Origin of the sequence: Microbacterium sp. AG1240 (genome assembly GCF_003635115.1) — a bacterium.
Taxonomy (GTDB): domain Bacteria; phylum Actinomycetota; class Actinomycetes; order Actinomycetales; family Microbacteriaceae; genus Microbacterium.
This window is the reverse complement of sequence record NZ_RBXJ01000001.1, coordinates 867,978-884,912: the sequence shown is the minus strand read 5'-3', so window position 1 is coordinate 884,912 and position 16,935 is coordinate 867,978. Positions and strand designations below refer to the sequence as shown.

The 16,935-nt window shown below is 70.2% G+C and carries 15 protein-coding genes; 7 read left to right on the top strand and 8 right to left on the bottom strand.

Features of this window, described 5'->3' with window-relative positions:
• Positions 1 to 5: 5 nt before the first annotated feature.
• A complete protein-coding gene (locus tag DEU34_RS04060; protein ID WP_121149706.1) occupies positions 6 to 1,931 on the bottom strand; it encodes a transcription antiterminator in 1,926 nt (641 codons plus the stop codon).
• A gap of 163 nt (positions 1,932 to 2,094) precedes the next feature.
• Between DEU34_RS04060 and DEU34_RS04055 the strand changes: the two genes are divergently transcribed.
• From DEU34_RS04055 to DEU34_RS04025, 7 genes are all read left to right on the top strand, one after another.
• Complete coding sequence (locus DEU34_RS04055) at positions 2,095 to 2,433, top strand: PTS sugar transporter subunit IIB (protein WP_121148924.1); 339 nt, start codon at positions 2,095 to 2,097, stop codon at positions 2,431 to 2,433.
• A 13-nt stretch (positions 2,434 to 2,446) separates the two neighbouring features.
• Positions 2,447 to 2,722 carry an HPr family phosphocarrier protein gene (locus DEU34_RS04050; protein ID WP_121148923.1) on the top strand — a complete coding sequence of 92 codons (276 nt, stop codon included), beginning with the start codon at positions 2,447 to 2,449 and terminating at the stop codon, positions 2,720 to 2,722.
• A gap of 14 nt (positions 2,723 to 2,736) precedes the next feature.
• Positions 2,737 to 4,428 carry a phosphoenolpyruvate--protein phosphotransferase gene (gene ptsP, locus DEU34_RS04045; RefSeq protein WP_121149705.1) on the top strand — a complete coding sequence of 564 codons (1,692 nt, stop codon included), beginning with the start codon at positions 2,737 to 2,739 and terminating at the stop codon, positions 4,426 to 4,428.
• Positions 4,425 to 6,035 (top strand): PTS mannitol transporter subunit IICB, encoded by a 1,611-nt coding sequence (locus DEU34_RS04040; protein ID WP_183042352.1) that lies wholly within the window; start codon positions 4,425 to 4,427, stop codon positions 6,033 to 6,035. Before ptsP ends, DEU34_RS04040 begins: the two co-directional genes overlap by 4 nt.
• A 103-nt stretch (positions 6,036 to 6,138) precedes the next feature.
• Positions 6,139 to 6,579 carry a PTS sugar transporter subunit IIA gene (locus tag DEU34_RS04035; RefSeq protein ID WP_121148922.1) on the top strand — a complete coding sequence of 147 codons (441 nt, stop codon included), beginning with the start codon at positions 6,139 to 6,141 and terminating at the stop codon, positions 6,577 to 6,579.
• Positions 6,576 to 7,730 carry a mannitol-1-phosphate 5-dehydrogenase gene (locus DEU34_RS04030; protein WP_121148921.1) on the top strand — a complete coding sequence of 385 codons (1,155 nt, stop codon included), beginning with the start codon at positions 6,576 to 6,578 and terminating at the stop codon, positions 7,728 to 7,730. The genes DEU34_RS04035 and DEU34_RS04030 overlap by 4 nt, the downstream gene beginning before the upstream one ends.
• A 1-nt stretch (position 7,731) precedes the next feature.
• Positions 7,732 to 8,520, top strand: coding sequence for an alpha/beta hydrolase (locus DEU34_RS04025; protein WP_259460017.1), 789 nt, complete (start codon positions 7,732 to 7,734; stop codon positions 8,518 to 8,520).
• A gap of 109 nt (positions 8,521 to 8,629) precedes the next feature.
• Here the strand turns inward: DEU34_RS04025 and DEU34_RS04020 are convergent, their stop codons facing one another.
• From DEU34_RS04020 to DEU34_RS03990, 7 genes are all read right to left on the bottom strand, one after another.
• On the bottom strand, positions 8,630 to 9,745 hold the full coding sequence (locus tag DEU34_RS04020) for an adenosine deaminase (protein ID WP_121148920.1): 1,116 nt from the start codon (positions 9,743 to 9,745) through the stop codon (positions 8,630 to 8,632).
• A 25-nt stretch (positions 9,746 to 9,770) separates the two neighbouring features.
• Positions 9,771 to 11,072 (bottom strand): thymidine phosphorylase, encoded by a 1,302-nt coding sequence (locus tag DEU34_RS04015; RefSeq protein WP_121148919.1) that lies wholly within the window; start codon positions 11,070 to 11,072, stop codon positions 9,771 to 9,773.
• Positions 11,069 to 11,470 carry a cytidine deaminase gene (locus tag DEU34_RS04010; RefSeq protein ID WP_116646002.1) on the bottom strand — a complete coding sequence of 134 codons (402 nt, stop codon included), beginning with the start codon at positions 11,468 to 11,470 and terminating at the stop codon, positions 11,069 to 11,071. The genes DEU34_RS04015 and DEU34_RS04010 overlap by 4 nt, the downstream gene beginning before the upstream one ends.
• Positions 11,471 to 11,536: 66 nt before the next feature.
• Positions 11,537 to 12,823, bottom strand: coding sequence for an ABC transporter permease (locus DEU34_RS04005; RefSeq protein ID WP_121148918.1), 1,287 nt, complete (start codon positions 12,821 to 12,823; stop codon positions 11,537 to 11,539).
• Positions 12,820 to 14,100, bottom strand: a complete 1,281-nt coding sequence (locus tag DEU34_RS04000) for an ABC transporter permease (RefSeq protein WP_121148917.1) — start codon at positions 14,098 to 14,100, stop codon at positions 12,820 to 12,822. The genes DEU34_RS04005 and DEU34_RS04000 overlap by 4 nt, the downstream gene beginning before the upstream one ends.
• Positions 14,097 to 15,611, bottom strand: a complete 1,515-nt coding sequence (locus DEU34_RS03995; RefSeq protein ID WP_121148916.1) for an ABC transporter ATP-binding protein — start codon at positions 15,609 to 15,611, stop codon at positions 14,097 to 14,099. The genes DEU34_RS04000 and DEU34_RS03995 overlap by 4 nt, the downstream gene beginning before the upstream one ends.
• Positions 15,612 to 15,737: 126 nt before the next feature.
• Positions 15,738 to 16,817 carry a BMP family protein gene (locus DEU34_RS03990; protein ID WP_121149702.1) on the bottom strand — a complete coding sequence of 360 codons (1,080 nt, stop codon included), beginning with the start codon at positions 16,815 to 16,817 and terminating at the stop codon, positions 15,738 to 15,740.
• Positions 16,818 to 16,935: the final 118 nt, after the last annotated feature.

Here is a 16,935-nt window from a genome sequence, read left to right as displayed (position 1 = left end):
GGGCGTCAGCCGTCGATGACGGCGACCAGCTCGTCGAGGAAGGCCGCGAAGTCGGTGCCGCGCCGCACGATCCGCTGCACGCTGTCGCGCTCGCTGAACACCTCGACGAACTGCTCGAACACGGTCTGGAACGCCTCGCGGTCGGTTTCGCTGAACGCCACGAGAGCGACCACCTGCACGCGGCCCTCGCCCCACGGGATCGAGGAATCGGCGATGCCGATCGCGATCCGCGTGCGCGAGGCGGTCATGTCCATCGCGTGGGGCACGGCGAGCGCGTCGGTGAAGGCGGTCGACGAGAGCGCCTCGCGGTCGATCGCCCGCTCGACGTAGTCGTCGTCGATGACCGACTGCGCCACGAGCAGCGACCCGAGCTCTCGGATCACCCCCGACTCCCCCTCGGCCGCGTCGATGCCGCGGATGAACGCGGTCGGGTCGAAATAGCGCTCGAGCTCGGTGCGCAGCCGCGCGAGGCGCCGCCCGCGCCGGATACGGCCGGCCGCCGCCTGCACCCGTTCCACGTCGCTGTCGGTGAGGAACGGCTGGATCCGCACGATGCGGTCGCTCGGGCGTGCCGGGTCGATCGTGGAGAGAACGAGGTCGGTGTCGATCGACTCCCAGTCGGGATCGACGCGGGTCTCGACGCCGACGACCTCGATGGCCTGGCCGAGCGAGCGGTCGACGCTCGAGCGCAGCAGCTCGTGCAGCTCGTAGTACCCGGGGCACACGATCGTCGCCGTCAGCAGCTGGTCGGCTCGCCTGCTGCGCTCCAGGCGCCCACCGACGTGCATCGCGATGTAGGCGATCTCATCGTCCTGGATGGGGATGCCCAGGCTCCGCTGCAGACCGCTGGCGATGTAGACGGCGACGTCGAAGATCATCGGATACGTCGACTTCAGCGAGCGCGTCAGGGGGTTGCGCGACCACGCCTGCTCCCTCGCGCGGTGCAGCAGGTTCTGCACGTGGAGGGCGAGGCGGAGGATGAAGTCCTCGTGCGCGATGTCGACGAGGAAGTCGGCGGCGGCCTGCTCGACGACGGCACGCACGGATGCTTCGACCTCGGGATCGAGTCGCGCGCGCGCGTCATCGGCCGAGGGCGCGCCGGGGGCGACGACCCGGGTGAGCACGAGGGTGGCGAGGTGCTCGCGGTCGCCGGTGCCCAGCTGCACGCCGAGGTGCCGGAGAGTGAGCCGGTCGAGGAGGCCCGCGACCTCGGAGTGGGCGGCGGAGCTGTCGGTCGACGCGCGTTCGAGTGCGCGGTCGCGGGTGATGCGGTCGGCGGCGATCGCGATGTGCATCACGACATCGCCGATCCCGAACTCGTTGACGAAGTAACCCATCGTGCCCAGTTCCGCCACGAGCTCGGACTTGAACGGTCCGAACGCGCGGGCACCGACCGACCCCTCCCCGAGGGTGCGGCGCAGCGCTGCGAGGTCGAACAGCCCCGCATCCATCTCGTCGTGGGCGAGCTTGCTCAGGAGCCGCCGCTGGGCCATCTCGGTGCCGCGCAACCGCGCGGTCGACGCGGAGCGCTCGAGCGTCAGCTCGGTGCCGCCGAGGAGCCCGCGCACCCGGGCCAGGTCGGCGTCGAGGGTGGCGGTGCTGACGTGCAGGGCATCGGCGGTCTCGAACACGTCGATGCCGTCGGGCGAGTCCAGGAGCGCGCGCACGAGCGTGTGGAGCCGGTCGCGGGGGGTGCCCGCCTCCGGCGCACTGCCCGCTCGCTGGGCGGCCGCCGCATCCGCCCCCGCCCGGTAGCCCGACGGTCCCGACTCGATCGCCGTCCCGTCGGGAACGCGGGCGTTGACGGCGTTGACGTACGACCGGATGCTGCGCGGCGTCACGCCCAGGGAGTCGGCGAGGGTCGCCGCCGTCTCCCACTCGCCGTTCCGGGTCAGCAGGGCGAGCAGGCGATCCTGTCTCGCTCGTGTCACGTCGTCCTCCACGTCCGCCGTCGTGTCGCGGAAGCCCTCCCAGTCAATCACGCGCCGACCCCCCGGGCGGCGGCCCACCAGCGTTCATTCCGGGGGGTGGGAAACGAACCTGGTTGTCGTCTCCCAGCGTTCTCACAAGAATGGGCGAGAAGGAGGCGGATCGATGAGGATCCTCGTGGTCTGTGGTGCGGGTGCGTCGAGCACCTTCGTCGCGCAACGCGTGCGGCACGCCGCTCATGACCGCGGCCTTCCCTACACCGCGTTCGCCGGCACCGACAGATCGCTCCCGATCGATCTGGACGCCGCCGACATCGTGCTGGTCGGACCCCACATGGCCGACTCGCTCGAGAGGATCGAGAGGGATGCTGCGGCCCGTGACGTCGTGGTCGTCCTCCTCCCGGATGACGTCTTCACCGACCTGTCCGGCGTGCGGACCCTCGACCTGGTCGAGCAGGCCGTGCAGAGCTCCCCGGCACGCGCCACCGACCCCCTCGACGCCTGAGAAAGGACCACCCATGCCCCAGATCACCCGCACGGTGAGGATCGGCTCGTCCCACGGACTGCACGCCCGCCCCGCGAAGCTGTTCGCGCAGGCCGCGAAAGACTCCGGCATCCCCGTCACGATCGCCAAGGACGCGGGCGCCCCGGTGAACGCCGCCAGCATCCTCGGGGTGATCGCCCTCGGGCTCGATCAGGGCGACTACGTCACGATCACGGCCGACGGCCCCCACGCCGAGGCGACGGTCGACGCCCTCGCCGAACTCCTGACCACCGACCACGACGCAGCATGACGGGAACCGAGACCATGACGGAACTTCGCGGAGTCGGAATCGGCCTGGGCGTCGCTCAGGGGCCGGTCGCACGCATGGCGGAGCCCCTCCCGGCTCCGAAGGACGCCCCCAGCGAGCTGAGCGTCGACGAGGAATCGTCGCGCGTCCGCGAGGCTGTCGCCGCCGTCGCGCGCGAGCTCGAAGAGCGCGGCAACACCGCGGGCGGCGCCGCCCGCGACGTGCTGGAGGCCCAGGCGATGATGGCCGAGGACCCGACCCTCGAAGCCGAGGTCGACACCCGCCTGCAGGCCGGCAAGACCGGCGAGTGGGCCGTCCACGACGCCTTCGCGTCGTTCCGCGAGCAGCTCACCGCGCTCGGCGGTTACCTCGGCGAGCGCGCCGCCGACCTCGACGACGTCGCCCAGCGCGTCATCGCCCGCCTCCGGGGCGTCGCCGCCCCCGGCATCCCCGACCCCGGGCACCCGTTCGTGCTCGTCGCGAAAGACCTCGCCCCGGCCGACACCGCGCTGCTCGACCTCGACAAGGTGCTCGCGCTGATCACCACCGAGGGCGGCCCGACCTCGCACACGGCCATCCTCGCCCGCGAGAAGTCCATCGTCGCCGTCGTCGGCGCCGCGAATGCCGCGAGCCTCACCGAGGGCGAGACGGTGATCGTCGATGCCGCGGCCAACCTCGTCGTGACCTCGCCGTCCGACGACGAGCTCGCCCGGGCACTGACCCGCGCCGCCGACCGTGCGGCCGCAGCATCCGCCCCCATCACCCCGGGCGCTCTGGCCGACGGCACCGCCGTGCCGCTGCTGGCGAACCTCGGCAAGCCCGGCGGCGCCTCCGAGGCGGTCGAGCTGGGCGCCGAGGGCGTCGGCCTGTTCCGCACGGAGTTCCTCTTCCTCAGCTCGAGCTCGGCCCCCACCGTCGAGGAGCAGCGCGCGGCCTACACCGAGCTGCTGGCGACATTCCCCGGCAAGAAGGTCGTCGTGCGCATGCTCGACGCCGGCGCCGACAAGCCCCTGCCGTTCCTCAACGACGCGCACGAAGAGAACCCGGCGCTCGGCCTCCGCGGCCTGCGCGCCCTCCGCGCGAGCGAGGACATCCTGCGCGAGCAGCTCACCGCGCTCGCGGAGGCGGATGCGGCGACGCGACGCTCTCCCGAAGGACCGGCCGATCTGTGGGTCATGGCACCCATGGTCTCGACGGTCGAGGAGACCGAGTACTTCGTCTCGCTCGCGAAGGACTACGGGCTCAAGACCGCGGGCGTCATGGTCGAGGTGCCCTCGTCGGCGCTCCTGGCCGACCGCATCTTCCGCCACGCCGACTTCGCCTCGATCGGCACGAACGACCTCACGCAGTACACGCTCGCCGCCGACCGCCTGCTCGGCTCGGTGGCATCGTTCCAGGATCCGTGGCACCCCGCGGTGCTCCGCCTGGTGCGCGAGGTGGGAGCGGCCGGAGCGGCGGCGGGCAAGCCCGTCGGCATCTGCGGCGAAGCGGCGGCCGACCCGCTGCTGGCCGTGGTGCTCGTCGGTCTCGGCGCGACCACGCTCTCGATGGCGCCGACGGCCCTGGCCGACGTGCGCGCCACCCTCCTCACCCACACTCTCGACGATGCCCGACGCATCGCCGAGGCAGCACTGGCCGCCGACGGCGCGGCCACAGCACGCGAGGCGGCGCAGGCCGCCTCCGCACGACAGAAAGAAGCGGTCAAATGACGACGACGTCGAAAGACGTGACGAGCAGCACCGGCGGCGCACGCGTCGCGGTGCAGCGCTTCGGCACGTTCCTCTCGGGCATGATCATGCCCCTCATCCCCGCGCTCATCGCCTGGGGTATCTTCACGGCCTTCTTCATCGAGAAGGGCTGGACGCCCAACGACCAGCTCGCCACGATCGTCGGCCCCTTCATCCACTACCTGCTACCGGTGCTCATCGCCTATCTCGGCGGCCACCTGGTCTACGCCGTGCGCGGCGGTGTGGTGGGTGCGATCGCCACGTTCGGCGTCATCGCCGGCTCCGACTACCTCATCGCACAGGTCAACCTGACCCTCCCCGCCGACAACCAGCTCGGTGAGATCAACATGTTCATCGGCGCGATGATCATGGCCCCGCTCGCCGCGTGGACGATGAAGCAGCTCGACAAGCTCTGGGACGGCAAGATCAAGGCCGGCTTCGAGATGCTGGTCAACATGTTCTCGGCCGGCATCTGGGGCTTCGTGATGGCGATCGTCGGGTTCTACCCGCTGGCGTTCCTCATCAACGGCCTCATGAACGTGCTCAGCACCGCGGTGAACTTCCTGGTCGACACGGGCCTGCTGCCGCTGACGAGCATCCTGATCGAGCCCGCCAAGGTGCTCTTCCTCAACAACGCCATCAACCACGGCGTGCTGACCCCGCTGGGCATCCAGCAGGCGGCCGACAGCGACACCGGCGGGTCGATCCTCTTCCTGCTCGAAGCCAACCCCGGCCCCGGCGTCGGCCTGCTGCTCGCGTTCACGTTCTTCGGGCTCGGCGCGGCGCGTGCGTCCGCTCCCGGTGCGGCGATCATCCAGTTCTTCGGCGGCATCCACGAGGTGTACTTCCCGTACGCGCTCATGAAGCCGACCCTCATCCTCGCCCTCATCGGCGGCGGCATGACGGGCGTCACGACCAACCTGCTGCTGGGCGGCCAGCTCCGCGCCCCCGCGGCTCCCGGCAGCATCCTCGCGGTGCTCGCCCAGGTGGCCGACAACCGGTACTTCGCGGTGATCCTGTCCGTGGTGCTGTCGGCCGCGGTGACGTTCCTCATCTCGGCGATCATCCTGCGCGCCTCCCGCAAGCGCGACCTGCTCGCCGAGGGCGACGCCTTCTCCGCCGCCATCTCGAAGACGTCGGCGAACAAGGGCAAGTCGTCCGCCGCTCTCGACGCGCTCCGTGCGTCGGACGGCCGCGACCGCGAAGCGGTTCGCGAGGCCGAGGAGGCCGTCGACCGCCTCGAGACCGAGGAGGAGACCGGTGGAGCGCTCGGCGGCGGCATCGTCGCCACGAAGCAGATCCAGAACGTGGTCTTCGCGTGCGACGCCGGAATGGGCTCGTCGGCGATGGGTGCGAGCGTGCTGCGCAACAAGTTCAAGAAGGCCGGTCTCGCCGACGTCACGGTGACCAACAAGGCCATCGCGAACCTCGACCCGTCGGCCGATCTGGTGATCACCCAGGCTCAGCTGACCGACCGCGCGCGCAAGCAGACGCCCGGTTCGATCCACGTGTCGGTCGACAACTTCATGAACTCGCCGAAGTACGACGAGGTCGTGGAACTCGTGCGCGACCAGCACGACGACAAGTAAGAAAGATCACTCCTACGAGGCCGGGCGCGCGAAGCCCCGGCCTCGTAGGCTTTCACCCACGGATGCTTCGGCATCCGACCCCTCGAAACGAAAGGCGAACGACATGCCACGCGACGTTCTCAGCATCGGCCAGGTGCGCATCCACAGCGGCAGTGCGACCCGTGAAGAGGCGATGAAGGAGGCCGCCGACATCCTCGAATCGGCCGGCGCCGTGACGTCGGAGTACTTCGACGCGATGCAGCAGCGCGAGGAGACCGTCTCGACCTACATGGGCAACGAGCTCGCCATCCCCCACGGCACCAACGAGACGAAGGACGCCATCCTCGACTCCGCGCTCTCGGTGGTCCGGTACGACGGCGGCGTCGACTGGGGCGGGGAGCCGGTGACCTTCGTCATCGGCATCGCCGGCAAGGGCGACGAGCACCTCGAGATCCTCTCGCAGATCGCGATCCTCTTCTCCGACGAGGACGAGGTCGCCCGCCTGAAGCAGGCCGACGCCCCCGAGGCGCTCTACCAGGCCCTCGCCGCGGTCAACGACGCATGAAGGCCGTCCACTTCGGCGCGGGCAACATCGGCCGTGGCTTCGTCGGCGTGCTCCTGCACCAGGGCGGTTACGACCTCGTGTTCTCCGACGTCGCGGCGTCCCTGGTCGATGCGATCAACGATGCGTCCGAGTACACGGTGCACGAGGTCGGCGAGGGCGGCGTCGACACCGTCGTCACCGGCTTCCGCGCGATCAACAGCGCCACCGACGCTGCGGCGCTCGTCGACGAGATCGCCGGGGCGAACGTGGTCACCACGGCCGTCGGCCCGACGATCCTGAAGTTCGTCGCGCCGCACATCGTGGCGGGCCTGGGCCTTCGCGACCCCGCGTCGCCGCCGCTGCAGATCATGGCGTGCGAGAACGCGATCGGCGCGACCGACACCCTCCGCGAAGAGATGGCGAACGCCGCGGGAGATGCGTGGGACGCCGTCTCCGCCCGCGCCGTCTTCGCCAACACGGCCGTCGACCGGATCGTGCCCGCCCAGTCTCCGGGCGACGGCATCGACGTGACGGTCGAGCCGTTCTTCGAGTGGGCCATCGAGCGAGCGCCGTTCGGCGACAACCCTCCCCGCATCCCGGGGGCGCACTTCGTCGATGACCTGACGCCGTACATCGAGCGCAAGCTCTTCACGGTCAACACCGGGCACGCCACCACGGCGTATTTCGGCGCCGAAGCGGGGATCGAGCGCATCTCCGACGCCCTCGCCGACCCGGCGATCGCCGAGAAGGTCGAGAGCGCGCTGCGCGAGACCTCCGAGCTGCTCATCGTGAAGCACGAGCTCGACGCCGCGACGCAGCACGAGTACCGCGCGACGATCCTGCAGCGGTTCCGCAACCCCGCGCTCCCCGACACGGTGTGGCGCGTCGGGCGGCAGCCGCTGCGCAAGCTCTCGCGACACGAGCGCTTCGTCGGCCCGGCCGCCGAGGCCGTCGACCGCGGCCTCCCCGTCGATGCCCTCGTCGCCGCGATCGCCGCGGCTCTGAAGTTCTCCGATCAGGAGGACGCACAGGCCGTCGATCTCCAGCGGATGCTGCGTGAGCAGTCGGCCGCGGAGTTCACGGCGTCGGTGACGGGCCTCGACGCGCAGCATCCGCTCTTCGCCCGCATCGAGGCGCAGGTCGCCGCGCGGCAGGCGGAGCTGGCAGCCTGACGTGACCGATCCGCACGACGCGACGCCGGCCGGGGGCACTCCCCCGCGCCGGCGTCGTCGGTTCCGGGCACTGCGCTGGACCCTTGGCATCATCGGCGGCCTCGTCGTGGCGCTGATCATCGGCGTCGTCGTCTGGAGCCAGGTCGGCGTCATGGCCGCCGAGGCCGGTCCGCTCGACGCGGTCACGAGCGATCCCGCGATCACGGTCGCCGACGACGGCGCGGGCATCGTGCTCGCGCCCGCCGGCGGCGGCAGCGATGTCGGGCTCGTCTTCATCCCGGGCGCGAAGGTCGACCCGTGGGCGTATGCGGCGAAGCTCTCCCGGCTGGTCGTCGACGACGGCGTGACCGTCGTCATCACCCGGCCGTGGTTGAACCTCGCGTTCTTCGACCCGCGCCCGCTCGACGCCTTCACCTCGCTCGCCCCCGACGTCGAGGCGTGGGCGGTGGGCGGGCACTCGCTCGGAGGCGTCCGGGCGTGCCAGCTCGCCTCCGACGCCGACGCGCTCGTGCTGTTCGCCTCGTACTGCGCCAACGACCTCAGCGGTTCCGGTCTTCCCGTGCTGAGCCTCGCGGGCTCCGACGACGGTCTCTCCACCCCGCAGAAGATCGCCGACGCGAGGGGCGATCTGCCCGCCGATGCCCGGTTCGTCGAGATCGCCGGCGCCTCCCACGCCTCGTTCGGCGACTACGGTCCGCAGGCCGGCGACGGCACCCCGACGATCTCCGACGCCGACATGACCGCCGCCCTGACCGACGCGATCGCCCCGTTCCTCGCCGCGCTCCCCTGACCGGAGCCCACGCAAGACCGCGAGACCCGATCCGCGCGGCGAGACCCCGTCAGAATGTCGGGGTCTCGGTGCGCAGAAGCGGTCTCGCGGTCAGCAGCCGGGGCGGAGGTCAGGCGCCGAAGCCGGCGGCGATGAGTTCGATGAGCTCCTCGCGCTCCTCGACCGGCAGGAAGGCACCCGCGGCGGCGTTGAGCTGGAAAGCCTCGAGGTCGCCGAGGTCGTAGCCGAAGGCGTCGACGAGCAGGGAGAGCTCGCGCGTCAGGCTCGTGCGGCTCATCGTGCGGTTGTCGACGTTCACCGTGACCGAGAAGCCGAGCTGGTAGAGCAGATCGAACGGGTGGTCCTCGATCGCGGTGCCCCACGCCTCGATCGCACCGGTCTGCAGGTTCGACGACGGGGAGAGCTCCAGGGTGATCTCGCGGTCGCGCACCCAGCGGGCGAGATCGCCGAACTGCACCATGACCTCCTCGCCCGAGCGCTCGATGACGTTCAGGTCGGATGCGAGCCGCACACCGTGGCCCAGACGCAGCGCACGGCCGTCGAGAAGGGCGGAACGGATGCTGTCGAGCCCGGCCGCCTCTCCGGCGTGCACCGTCGTCGGGAAGAACTCCCGCGCGAGGTAGTCGAAGGCGTCGCGGTGCAGGGCGGGGAGGTACCCGTCCTCGGGGCCGGCGATGTCGAACCCGACCACTCCGCGCCCTCGCCACGACACGGCGAGCTCGGCGAGCTCACGGACGCGTTGGGTGTGGCGCATGCCCGAGATCAGCTGGCCGACGCGGATGTCGCGACCCGCTGCCTCCGCGGCATCCTCGCCCTCCTCGATCCCCTCCTGCACGGCGTCGACGACGTCGTCGAGCGAGAGCCCGCCGGCGAGGTGCTGCTCGGGAGCCCAGCGGACCTCGCCGTAGATCACGCCGTCGGCGGCGAGGTCTTCGACGAACTCGCGTGCGACGCGCGTCAGGTTCTCGCGCGTCTGCATGACGCCGGTCGTGAGGTCGAAGGTCTTGAGGTACTCCACGAGCGACCCCGAGTCCCCCTTCTCGGCGAACCAGTCGGCGAGGTCGTCTCCGTCGTCGACGGGGAGATCGACACCTGCCGCATCGGCGAGCTCGGCGATGGTGTCGGGGCGCACCCCTCCATCGAGATGGTCGTGCAACGACACCTTGGGCAGGCCGCGGAGCGACATCCCCTCGAGGCGGGCGTCTCCGTGCTGATCGATCGACATGGCTTCCTCCTGTGCGCGGGTTCGGTCAGGCCGTGATGCGCTCACGGACCAGTGGCAGCACGTCGACCGCCGAGTCGGCGATCTCCCATGCTCCCGCGACGGCCTCGAGAGCGCGGCCGAACCGCTTCTCATCATCGGCCGACAGGGTGAACAGCGGTTGACCAGCCGTCACCCGATCGCCGGGCTTGACGTGCAGGTCGATGCCCGCAGCGTGGATGACGGGGTCGATGGCTCGGGCGCGCCCGGCACCCAGCCGCCAGGCGGCGACGCCGAAGGGCAGCGCGTCCACGCGCTGCACGATGCCGGCGCGCTCGGCGGTGACGACGTGCGTCTCGCGGGGCGTGGGGAGCGCCGCATCCGGATCGCCGTCCTGCGCGATGATCATCGCGCGCCAGGCGTCCATCGCGCGGCCGTCGGACAGCGCCGCCTCGACGTCGGCATCGGGGTGCCCCGCGAGGGCCAGCATCTCGCGGGCGAGGGCGAGGGTGAGCTCGACGACGTCGGCCGGTCCGCCGCCGGCGAGCACCTCGACCGACTCGCGCACCTCGTTGGCGTTGCCGATCGCACGGCCCAGGGGCGTGTTCATGTCGGTGAGGAGCGCCGTGGTCGACACGCCCGAGTCGGTGCCCAGAGCCACCATGGTGCGGGCCAGCTCACGCGCCCGGTCGATGTCCTGCATGAAGGCGCCGGAGCCGAACTTCACGTCGAGCACGAGCGCGTCCGTGCCCTCGGCGATCTTCTTCGACATGATGCTCGACGCGATCAGCGGGATCGCCTCGACCGTGCCCGTGACGTCGCGCAGGGCGTAGAGCTTCTTGTCGGCCGGGGCGAGGCCCGAACCGGCCGCGCAGATGACGGCGCCGACGTCGCGCAGCTGCGCGAGCATCTCGTCGTTCGACAGGGCCGCGCGCCACCCGGGGATCGACTCGAGCTTGTCGAGCGTGCCCCCGGTGTGTCCGAGGCCGCGACCCGACAGCTGCGGCACGGCGACGCCGAACGCGGCGACCAGCGGCGCCAGCGGAAGGGTGATCTTGTCGCCCACTCCCCCGGTCGAGTGCTTGTCGACGGTGCGCTTGCCGAGGGAGGAGAACTCCATGCGCTCGCCCGAGGCGATCATGGCGTCGGTCATGACCCGGATCTCGTCGCGCGACATGCCGTTGAGGAGCACGGCCATCGCGAACGACGACATCTGCGCGTCGGAGACGTAGCCCTTCGTGTAGTGCTCGATCATCCAGCGCAGCGCGGGCTCGGGCACGGCCTGGCCGTCGCGCTTGGCGCGGATGATGTCGACGGCGTCGTGGGGGTGCACCTCCGACTCCGCGCTCATCGGGCCGCCTCCTCGAGGTCGCGCGGGCCGAAGGCATCGGGCAGCACCTCGTCGATCGTGCGGATCCCCGACACGGTCTCGAGCAGCATGCCCGGGATGGCGTGCTCGAAGAGCAGCTGCCGGCACCGGCCGCACGGCATGAGCGTGCGCCCGTCGCCGTCGACGCACACGAAGGCGACCAACTGGCCGCCGCCGGAGCGGTGCAGCTCGCTCACGAGTCCGCACTCGGCGCAGAGGGTCACACCGTAGGAGGCGTTCTCGACGTTGCACCCCGACACGATGCGCCCGTCGCTGACGAGGGCCGCGGCCCCCACCTTGAAGCGGGAGTACGGCGCGTACGCGTGGTGCATGGCATCGGTGGCCACAGTGCGCAGCTCGTCCCAATCGATGTCGGTCATCTGTCCTTCTTGTCGTGAGTCGGATGCTTCGGCACGCCGTTGATCGGATGCCGCGGCGAGGTCAGGTCAGCCCTTGATGTAGGGCTTGCCGGCGGCGGCCGGACCCCGGACACGGCCCGCCAGGCCCACCACCGCGAAGATGGTCACCAGGTAGGGCAGCATCGCCAGGAAGTCGCCCGGGATAGGCGACCCGAGGTTGCCGAGCAGGGTCTGGAGGTTGGTGGCGAACCCGAACAGCAGCGCCGCGAGCGTCGCGCGCACCGGATCCCACCCGCCGAAGATCACCGCGGCGAGGGCGATGAACCCGAGACCGTTGGTCATCTCCTTGTCGAAGCTGCCGACGGCGCCGAGGGTGAAGTACGCGCCGCCGATGCCCGCGATGCCTCCGGCCAGCAGCAGGTTCCAGAAGCGGGTCGGGTTGACCTTGATACCGACGGTGTCGGCGGCCTGGGGGTGCTCGCCCACGGCGCGCAGGCGCAGGCCCCAGCGCGTCTTGTAGAGCCCCCATGCGACGGCGGGGACCGCGATGTACATGAGGTAGACGATGAGAGTCTGGTTGAACAGCACGGGACCGAGCACCGGGATCTCGCTGAGCCCGGGGATGGCCCAGCGCGGGAAGCGCGGCGGGCTGTTCAGGGTGGCGCCGTTGGGCACCATGATCGCGCCGTGGAGGAAGCTCGTGAGGCCCGTGATGAGCACGTTCAGCACGACTCCGACGATCACCTGGTCGACGAGATAGCGGATGGCGAACAGACCGAGGACGGCTCCGACGAGGGCACCGGCGAAGATGGCCGCGATCAGACCCAGCACGTAGCTTCCGGTGATCGTGCCGACCAGCGCACTCGTGAAGGCCGCGAGGAGGAACTGGGCCTCGATCGCGACGTTGACCACGCCCACCCGCTCGCCGATCACGCCGCCGAGCGCTCCGAAGACGAGCGGTACCGAGAGCGAGATCGCACCGAAGAGCAGACCGGTGACGGGCACGAGGCCGTCCGCAGCCGACCAGGTGAGGAATCCGAAGACGCCCACCAGCGCGACGACGATGGCCAGCCACAGCCCCGGGCGTCGGTAGCGCAGCGTCGCCCAGACCGAGTACGCCGTCGCGAGGGCGAGGAGGAGCGCGCACACCAGCACCGTCGGCCAGGTGGGCACGAGGATGTCGGGCGCGGTCCACGACGACGCGCGGTCGGCGAGGCGGTACGTGCTGACACCGGTGCGTCCGGCGGGCAGCGCGAGCAGCAGGAGGAGGATCGTCGCCACGCCGAACGTGATCGAACCCTTCCAGCTGCGCTGACGCGACATCTCGAGGCCCGTGTCGACGGGGGCGTTGTCCTTGACCGTGGCGGCGCTCATGCCGACACCGCCTTCCGTGCGGCGCGGCGCGTTCGCCGGGTGGGCGTCGCGGGGTCTTTCGGGAGGAAGAAGATCGTCCGCACGAGCGGCGGGGCGGCGATGAACAGCACGATCAGCGCCTGCACGACGAGCACGATGTCGACCGGGATGTTCTCCGTGATCTGCATCGTGAAGCTCCCCGCCTTCAGGGCGCCGAACAGGATGCCCGCGGCGAAGACGCCCCACGCCCGGCTGCGGCCGAGCAACGCCACGGTGATGGCGTCGAAGCCGATACCGGCGTCGATGCCGTTACCGAAACCGCTCGTGATCGTGCCCGAGATCTGGTTGACGCCGGCGAGTCCGGCGAGGGCACCGGCGAGAGCCATCGCGTAGATGAGGATGCGGCCGACCTTCACGCCCGACGCACGGGCCGCGTGCGGGTTCTCGCCCACGGCCCGCATGCGGAAACCGAGCGAGGACCGCTCGATGAGCCACCAGACGAAGACCGTGGCCAGGATCGCGACGAGGAAGCCCCAGTTGACCGTGAGCGGCGCCGGGAAGATCGCCGGGAACTGCGCCGTGACGGGGGTGGCCTGGGAGATCGGCTGCGATCCGCCCGGCCGCATGAGCAGTCCCGGTGTCGAGAGCAGCCACGACACGAAGTAGAAGGCGACGAAGTTGAGCATGATCGTGAGGATCACCTCGTGCGCACCGGTACGGGCTTTGAGCACACCGACGATGCCGCCCCAAACGGCCCCTCCGGCAAGGCCGGCGAGGATGGTCAGCGGCAGGTGGATCCACAGCGGCGCGTCGACCGAGAACGCGACGAACGCGGCCGTCGCGGCACCGATGAGCAGCTGACCGCGGCCACCGATGTTGAACAGACCGACGCGGAACGCGAGTCCGACGCCGAGGCCGGCGGCGATCAGCGGCGTGGCGAAGTTCAGCGTGTCGGTGAGCGGTTTGATGGCCCGGAGGAAGTCGGGTGCGTCGTAGTTGTAGATCGCGCCGCGGAAGAGCGCGGAGTAGGTGCCCGCGAAGGCGTCCCATACGGCGCCGAGCATGTCGCCGGGGCGGGCGAAGAAGTAGCCGGCGGTGCGGATCACGTTCTGATCGGTCAGGGCCACGAGCAGGCCGCCGATCAGCATCGACAGCACGATGGCCAGCACCGTGGTGACGACGTTGCCCCGTAGGAGGTCGGCGACGAAGGCGTTCTGCCGCGGCGCCGGGGGCGAGGACGGCGTCTGGCCCGCCAGCGGTCCGGTGGCCGCGGGAAGCTCGGAGGAGGTGTCGGTCATGCGTTGATCCCCTCGATCGATTCGCCCGCCATCATGAGCCCAAGCGTCTCCCGGGACGCGTCGCCGGGCACGATCCCGACGATGCGACCGCGGTACATCACCGCGATCCGGTCGGCCAGCGCCGACACCTCGTCGAGCTCCGTGGAGACGACGATGACGGGCACCCCGGAGTCGCGGGTCTCGACGATGCGCTTGTGCACGAACTCGATCGATCCGACATCGATGCCGCGGGTGGGCTGGGAGGCGACGAACAGCTTGAGCGGACGGCTCAGCTCCCGCGCGAGGACGACCTTCTGCTGATTGCCGCCCGACAGACGACCCACCGCCGTCTGGGCGCTCTGGGTGCGGATGTCGAACTCGTCGATCTTCTCGCGGGCGAAGTCTGCGAGAACCGACCGGCGCAACGTGGCGGCCTGGAAGAACGGGGCCTCTCCCGACCTGTTCAGCACGAGGTTCTCGGCCACGCTGAACTCGCCCACCAGTCCCTCGACCTTGCGGTCCTCGGGGACGAAGCCGACACCGGCGTCGATGATCTGCTTGACGCTGCGACCGTTCAGGTTCTCGCCGTCGAGGAGGATCGATCCCGACACCTTGGCCTGCAGGCCGATGAGGGCCTCGGTGAGCTCGGTCTGACCATTGCCCTGCACTCCCGCGATCGCCAGGACCTCGCCCGGCTGCACGGTGAAGCTGACGTCGTTGACGACCAGGTGGCCGGTCTCGTCGGTGACGCTGAGGCCCTCGACGACGAGCCCGCCGGGGCGCAGGTTGGGAGCTTCCCGGCTCACGGTGAGCTCGACGGCACGACCGACCATCAGCGAGGCGAGTTCGGCGTTCGTGGCGGTCGGCTCGGCCTCGGCGACGACCTTCCCGAGCCTGATGACCGTGATGGTGTCGGCGACCTCGCGCACCTCGCGGAGCTTGTGGGTGATGAAGACGATGGATGTGCCCTCGTCGCGGAGCTGACGCATGATGCCCATCAGCTCGTCGGTCTCCTGCGGGGTGAGCACGGCGGTCGGCTCGTCGAAGACGAGCACCTTCGCTTCGCGCGAGAGCGCCTTGATGATCTCGACGCGCTGCTGGACGCCGACGGGGAGGTCGCCCACGATCGCGTCGGGGTCGATGGCGAAACCGAACCGGGCCGCCACCTCCCGCACGTGTGCGCGCGCGGCGGGCAGATCGAGCGCGCCGCCGAAGCGCGTCGACTCGTGTCCGAGCATCACGTTCTCGGCGACCGAGAACACGGGCACGAGCATGAAGTGCTGGTGCACCATGCCGATGCCGGCCTGCATGGCATCGCCCGGGCCCCGGAACTGCTGGACGACACCGTCGAGCAGGATCTCGCCCTCCTCGGCCGTGTAGAGGCCGTAGAGCACGTTCATCAGGGTGGACTTGCCGGCGCCGTTCTCGCCCAGGAGGGCGTGGATCTCTCCGGGACGGACGACGAGGTCGATGTGGTCGTTCGCGACAAGGTCGCCGAATCTTTTTGTGATCCCGCGCAGTTCGAGCGTCATGACGTCAATCTAATCGAGAGGACGGGGCGGCAGGAGGCCGGCGGCCCGGGCGAGGGAAGCGGGTGGCGCGAGGCCGGGCACGACCACGGCCAGCCGGATCACCGGCTGGCCGTGGTCGTGGCGGGATCAGCCCTGGGCGGGCGAAGACACCGATTCGGCGTCGATCGTGCCGTCGATGATGCCCTGACGGATCGTCTCCAGCTCGTCGGAGAGGCCGAGTGCGACCTCGTTCTCGAAGTCGTGGAAGCTCGAGATGCCCACGCCGTCGTTGTCCAGCACGCCGACGAACGGGGTGGTGTCGAACCCGCCGGCGGCGGCCTCCATCGCGGCCTCGTGGACGGCGACGTCCATGCCCTTGAGGATCGAGACCAGCAGCAGGTCGGCGACCGACGGGTCGGTCTCGTAGACGTCCGCGTCGACGCCGAGCAGCGCGATGTTGCCGCCCGAGTCACGGATGGCCTGCGCGGCCGACTGGTAGATCGGGCCGCCGACGGGCAGCAGCACGTCGACGTCCTGGTCGATGATGCCCTGGGCGAGCTGCTTGGCGACGTCGTTGGCGGCGAACGCGTTGGTGAACTGGCCCTCCTGCGTGGCCGAGTCCCAGCCCACGACCTGGACGTCGGTGCCCTTCTGCGAGTTGTAGTACTCGACGCCGCTCTGGAAGCCGTCCATGAAGATCGTCACCGGCGGGATCTTCGCTCCGCCGAAGGTGCCGACCTTGCCGGTCTGCGTGTAGGAAGCGGCGGTGTAGCCGCCGAGGAAGGCAGCCTGCGCGGTGTCGAAGAGCAGCGGCTTGATGTTCGGCGCGTCGGTGGTGCCGTCGAAGTCGTTGTCTGCGGCGTCGTCGATGATCGCGAACTCGATGTCGGGGTTGGCCAGAGCCGCCTCCACCGTCGGAGCGCTCAGGTTGAAGCCGACCGAGACGATGAAGGTGCAGTTGGCCGCGACGAGACCGTCGAGGTTCGAGGCGTAGTCCGAGGCCGAGGCGGACTCGGTCTTGGTGACCTCGACGCCCAGTTCGTTCGCGGCGCGCTCCAGGCCCTCGAAGCCGAGCTGGTTGAACGACTTGTCGTCGAATCCGCCCTCGTCCGAGACCATGCAGGGCTTGAACCCGTCGACCACCGTTGCGGCGCTGCCGCTCTCGGCGGGTGCGGCGGCGTCCGGCGCGGATCCACAGGCGGTCAGCAGCGCGAGGGTACCGACCATCGCGAGACCGCTGAGAACGGCCTTCTTCGTCGTGTTCACAAAGTCCTCCAGAACGGGGGTATGACCTCCGGGTTCGGAGATCGATGCAGTCACATTACATATTGTGACGCCGCGCCCC

What these genes read in the sequence shown, in the direction of transcription:
- DEU34_RS04055 (WP_121148924.1), top strand. Translation starts at nt 2,095, where the DNA reads ATGAGGATCCTCGTGGTCTGTGGTGCGGGTGCGTCGAGCACCTTCGTC.
- DEU34_RS04050 (WP_121148923.1), top strand. Translation starts at nt 2,447, where the DNA reads ATGCCCCAGATCACCCGCACGGTGAGGATCGGCTCGTCCCACGGACTG.
- ptsP (WP_121149705.1), top strand. Translation starts at nt 2,737, where the DNA reads ATGACGGAACTTCGCGGAGTCGGAATCGGCCTGGGCGTCGCTCAGGGG.
- DEU34_RS04040 (WP_183042352.1), top strand. Translation starts at nt 4,425, where the DNA reads ATGACGACGACGTCGAAAGACGTGACGAGCAGCACCGGCGGCGCACGC.
- DEU34_RS04035 (WP_121148922.1), top strand. Translation starts at nt 6,139, where the DNA reads ATGCCACGCGACGTTCTCAGCATCGGCCAGGTGCGCATCCACAGCGGC.
- DEU34_RS04030 (WP_121148921.1), top strand. Translation starts at nt 6,576, where the DNA reads ATGAAGGCCGTCCACTTCGGCGCGGGCAACATCGGCCGTGGCTTCGTC.
- DEU34_RS04020 (WP_121148920.1), bottom strand. Translation starts at nt 9,745, where the DNA reads ATGTCGATCGATCAGCACGGAGACGCCCGCCTCGAGGGGATGTCGCTC.
- DEU34_RS04015 (WP_121148919.1), bottom strand. Translation starts at nt 11,072, where the DNA reads ATGAGCGCGGAGTCGGAGGTGCACCCCCACGACGCCGTCGACATCATC.
- DEU34_RS04010 (WP_116646002.1), bottom strand. Translation starts at nt 11,470, where the DNA reads ATGACCGACATCGATTGGGACGAGCTGCGCACTGTGGCCACCGATGCC.
- DEU34_RS04005 (WP_121148918.1), bottom strand. Translation starts at nt 12,823, where the DNA reads ATGAGCGCCGCCACGGTCAAGGACAACGCCCCCGTCGACACGGGCCTC.
- DEU34_RS04000 (WP_121148917.1), bottom strand. Translation starts at nt 14,100, where the DNA reads ATGACCGACACCTCCTCCGAGCTTCCCGCGGCCACCGGACCGCTGGCG.
- DEU34_RS03995 (WP_121148916.1), bottom strand. Translation starts at nt 15,611, where the DNA reads ATGACGCTCGAACTGCGCGGGATCACAAAAAGATTCGGCGACCTTGTC.
- DEU34_RS03990 (WP_121149702.1), bottom strand. Translation starts at nt 16,817, where the DNA reads ATGGTCGGTACCCTCGCGCTGCTGACCGCCTGTGGATCCGCGCCGGAC.